A 3,980-nucleotide genomic window follows, 5' to 3' on the forward strand; every position below is an offset into this window, starting at 1 on the left:
ACTCCAATGCAGATAGAAGTAGAACGACACCTAACGGGAGAGTTTGCCGACGGGCTACTGAAAGCCAACAACCTATTTCCGTTTGTGCGGTTCTGTAACGCTACCAACTCACAAGAGAAGTATGCCGAGACAATGATACGAGGTAAAAAATACGGCATTGAGAAAGACAGACACCAAAACGTAGGTCGCCACTATGCCCGCCGTGATAGCAACCGCACCACGCAACAGAAGATATTCGACGAGTTCAACAACAATTACAAAGAAGCTAAAGCCTCTTATGATGATATTGTGGCAATGGAACTCCAAGAGCAAACCCTATACAACAACCAACCCCACCCTGACCAACAACGCTTCCCTGGTAAGACACGTTTGGAGGTATTTTTAGAGAACGTAAACCCTAATTTGCCACAACTCAACCGAGCTCTTTTAGCCCAATACATAGGCAAATGCACCACTACTACCATACGCCGTAGCCAATACGTAACCGTACAATACCAAAAATACCAACTACCCAACCCGCAAGTACTTACCTTATTATCCCCCAACAACTACCAAGTAGAAGCCTATTACTTGCCTAATAAGGACGGTATTACCGAAGTATATTTATACCAAAACGGAGCCTTTCTTTGCACTTGTAGCCCTGTGCCTACCTTCAACCGTGCTAATGCCGAATGGACTCAGCACGATGAGCAACAATATGCCGAAGCAATGAGCTATGTTACCCAGTTCGACCAACTGGTACGTGCCCAATCACTGCAAAAGCTCAACCGCTTAGGAAGCCTCACCACGCCCATACCCACCGCTACCGAAGTAGACTACACACCAGTAGACTACACCGAGACAACCCGCACTCAACTATCAAGAGTACAGCAAAACAAAAGTAGAAACCATAAATAAAGCATTATTAGACTTATGATAACCACAGCCCTAAAAGAAAAAATCGTACAAGCAATTGCCGAAAACCGACAAAACTACCGCTATGACACCCACCACGCCAAAAGTCTTGGCATCAATGGTGCCCAGTACAACCGTGTAATGAAAGGCGAACGCGATGGCGTTCTCTCCGATGCCAAATGGATAAGTATCGCCCGCAAACTACAAGTGCAACTCCGCGACGAGGCTCCTTGGGTAACTGTAGAAACCGAAACCTTTCAGTACATCTACAGCCAGCTTACCGCCTGCCAAACACGCTCGCTTTCGGCTATCCTATGCGACCGTGCAGGTATAGGCAAAACACACACCGCCAAAGTGTATGTAAGCAAAAACAAAAATGCAGTATATATCGACTGCTCACAAGTAAAAACCAAACAAAAACTTATACGCAAAATCGCTCAAGAGTTTGGCATTACCTATACAGGACGATATGCCGAAGTGTACGAAGATTTGGTTTACTATTTAAAACAACTTGAAACCCCATTAGTGATTTTAGACGAAGCTGGCGACCTCGAATACCACGCCTTTTTGGAACTCAAAAGCCTTTGGAATGCTACCGAATATGTTTGCGGTTGGTATATGATGGGAGCAGACGGGTTACAAGCTAAAATAGACCGTAATAAGGGTATTAAAAAAGTAGGCTATGTCGAAATATTCGACCGCTACGGCTCCAAATACAGCCGTGTAAGTCCCCCTTCTGATAAAGAAGCCATCGAAGCCTTCCTACTCAGCCAAATAGCCCAAGTAAGCCAAGCCAATGGCTCAACTATCAGTCCTGCACAAATGTACGCCAATACTGCAGGGAGCCTCAGAAAAGTACGCACCGAAATTGAAAAGCAACGCCTACAACAACTCAATGATGGAAAATAACGAAAAAACAATCATACCCCGCGCCTACACCTATGAAGACTTAGCGCGCAAAAAGTACAAAACAATCGACCTATCACCCCAATGGACAGACCATCTCGGCAAGGTAGAACGAAGCGGCAGCCTCCTTATCTATGGCGACTCAGGGCACGGCAAAACCACTTATGCCCTACAACTAATGAAAGAGCTATGCCAAAAAGAAAAGGTACTATACAACTCCTTAGAAGAGTGCGGCAGCCTATCACTTATTGAAAACCTCGACCGCTACGGGCTCAAGCAATACCGAAAACGCTACACCGTGCAAAAAGAATATGTAGATAAAATGATGCTACGCCTGGACCGCCCACAACAACCTAAAATAGTATTTATCGACAGCATACAAGAGTGTTTCGACGGCAAGCCCGCAAGCCTATACAATAAGCTCATTGAAGCATTTCCTAACACCCTTTTTATTGGTATATCACAAACCGATAGCAAGGGGAACCCAAAAGGAGCCGTTGCCAACAAATTCTACTGGCTTAGTCAAAACCGTATTTATGTAAAAGACTTCCGAGCCTACATCGAAAAAACACGTACTGGAGCCAATGAGTTAGAGCCCTATCTCATCTCAGCCGAAAAAGCCCAAGAACGCGAATTTAAACTCTTAAAAACACCCTAACACCTATGAATACAATACCCCAACAAATCACCTATCGCCACGCCCTCGCCCACCAATTAGGGCTCACCTACCTGCAGTACGAAAACCTCCGCTATCAGTTCTATATAGATTGGTGTATCCACCTATGCACCCCCTCCTTGGGAGGGGGCAGGGGGAGGACACTCAAAACCCTCATCACCCACGACACACTAATCAACTGGTACGACGACCAATGGTACGCCCTTGTCGAGCAAACCATACACCGACACTATGGACAAGACATCAGCATCTACACCCCAGAAGAGATGCTTTACCTTATCAGCCTTTATGCCGTCAATATCTTAGACTACTACCCCAGCGTACTCCTAAAGAAAATAACCGCCCGTGCGGCTCGCACCGAACACTAACCGAACACTAAGCGAAGACAAACCGAACACAAGATGAGAATAGAACCTAACGAAATCAGCGATTACGACTACATCAATCGCAAAATGAGAGAGCACGCACAAGAGCTCCTCAAAACCGCCAAAAAACAAAAACGTCCCGTGCGGTACCTCCCCCAAGGCATCAGCTGCGATAATGTAACTTGGTGGGCAGACCTCAAAAAATACGGCAAACTAATAACAAAATAACAATGAAAAGCAGATTTTTAGCATACACCGAAGCCCTATCGCTCGACACCTTCGTACAAATACTCACTTTCGAGCAAAGGTTACAAACCTGCCAATACCGCGCAGGTAAAACCGACAAAGTACCCGCCTTAGTCCAAGAGCTGCAAGGTTGGATAGAGCGAAAGCGCTGGCTGCCACCCGCCTTTCGCTACGAACCCAACACCTTAGAACTACAGTGGCAAGACGACAACGAACAATGGCAACCACTAACCGCACACCCGCTATACAAAGCCAAAGTAACAGGATATTAACAAATAACAATTATCAATTATGACAGTAGATTTAAGTAAACTCACAGCCAACGAACTCAAAGCCGAACTACAACGCCGCGAGCAAGCACAAAATGAAAACCGCGAAGCATACAAAGCCCTCGTCAATGAAGCCATACCACAAATCATCGGTAAGCTGCAAACCTATTCCGAGCAAATGGCAGAGGTGAAATTGCATACTTTTGAAGCCCTCAAAATCTTGTTAGACACCAAAAACGAAGTCTACGAAGTCAAAGGCGACCAGCAAAGCCACACCTTTACCGATAAGCACGGCAACACCATCACCTACGGCTTCCGCGTTATCGACAACTGGGATGACACCGTAAATGCAGGCATCGAAAAAGTCCGTGATTTTATAGCCTCCCTCGCCAAAGACGACGACAGCGCCAAACTCGTAACCGTTATCAACCGCCTATTAAAAAAGGATGCAAAAGGCAACCTAAAAGCCTCCCGCGTGTTAGAACTCACCCGTGTAGCCAAAGAATTTGATAACCCCGCCTTCACCGATGCCGTAACCATCATCGCCCAAGCCTACCGCCCACAGCGTTCCGCCTTTTATATCGAAGCCAACACCCTCGACGAGCAAGGCAAAAAGTGTAACAT

6 protein-coding genes and 1 pseudogene are annotated in these 3,980 nt (G+C 46.1%); all 7 read left to right on the forward strand.

The window, feature by feature from the left end:
• Nucleotides 1-897: pseudogene (locus HMPREF9073_RS15845) on the forward strand (hypothetical protein); the annotation flags it as partial.
• Nucleotides 898-912: 15 nt separating this feature from the next.
• A complete protein-coding gene (locus HMPREF9073_RS02430; RefSeq protein ID WP_009412386.1) occupies nt 913-1,803 on the forward strand; it encodes an ATP-binding protein in 891 nt (296 codons plus the stop codon).
• Nucleotides 1,793-2,458, forward strand: a complete 666-nt coding sequence (locus HMPREF9073_RS02435) for an AAA family ATPase (protein ID WP_034555185.1) — start codon at nt 1,793-1,795, stop codon at nt 2,456-2,458. The genes HMPREF9073_RS02430 and HMPREF9073_RS02435 overlap by 11 nt, the downstream gene beginning before the upstream one ends.
• Nucleotides 2,459-2,463: 5 nt before the next feature.
• Complete coding sequence (locus HMPREF9073_RS02440; protein ID WP_009412388.1) at nt 2,464-2,844, forward strand: hypothetical protein; 381 nt, start codon at nt 2,464-2,466, stop codon at nt 2,842-2,844.
• Between the two features lie 33 nt (nt 2,845-2,877).
• Nucleotides 2,878-3,069 (forward strand): hypothetical protein, encoded by a 192-nt coding sequence (locus HMPREF9073_RS02445; protein WP_009412389.1) that lies wholly within the window; start codon nt 2,878-2,880, stop codon nt 3,067-3,069.
• Nucleotides 3,070-3,071: 2 nt separating this feature from the next.
• Nucleotides 3,072-3,359: a hypothetical protein gene (locus HMPREF9073_RS02450; protein WP_009412390.1), complete on the forward strand. Its 288-nt coding sequence runs from the start codon at nt 3,072-3,074 to the stop codon at nt 3,357-3,359.
• A gap of 19 nt (nt 3,360-3,378) precedes the next feature.
• Nucleotides 3,379-3,980: DUF3164 family protein (locus tag HMPREF9073_RS02455; protein WP_009412391.1), on the forward strand; the 602-nt coding region annotated here is incomplete at its 3' end.

This window comes from Capnocytophaga sp. oral taxon 326 str. F0382 (assembly GCF_000318295.1).
GTDB lineage: Bacteria > Bacteroidota > Bacteroidia > Flavobacteriales > Flavobacteriaceae > Capnocytophaga > Capnocytophaga periodontitidis.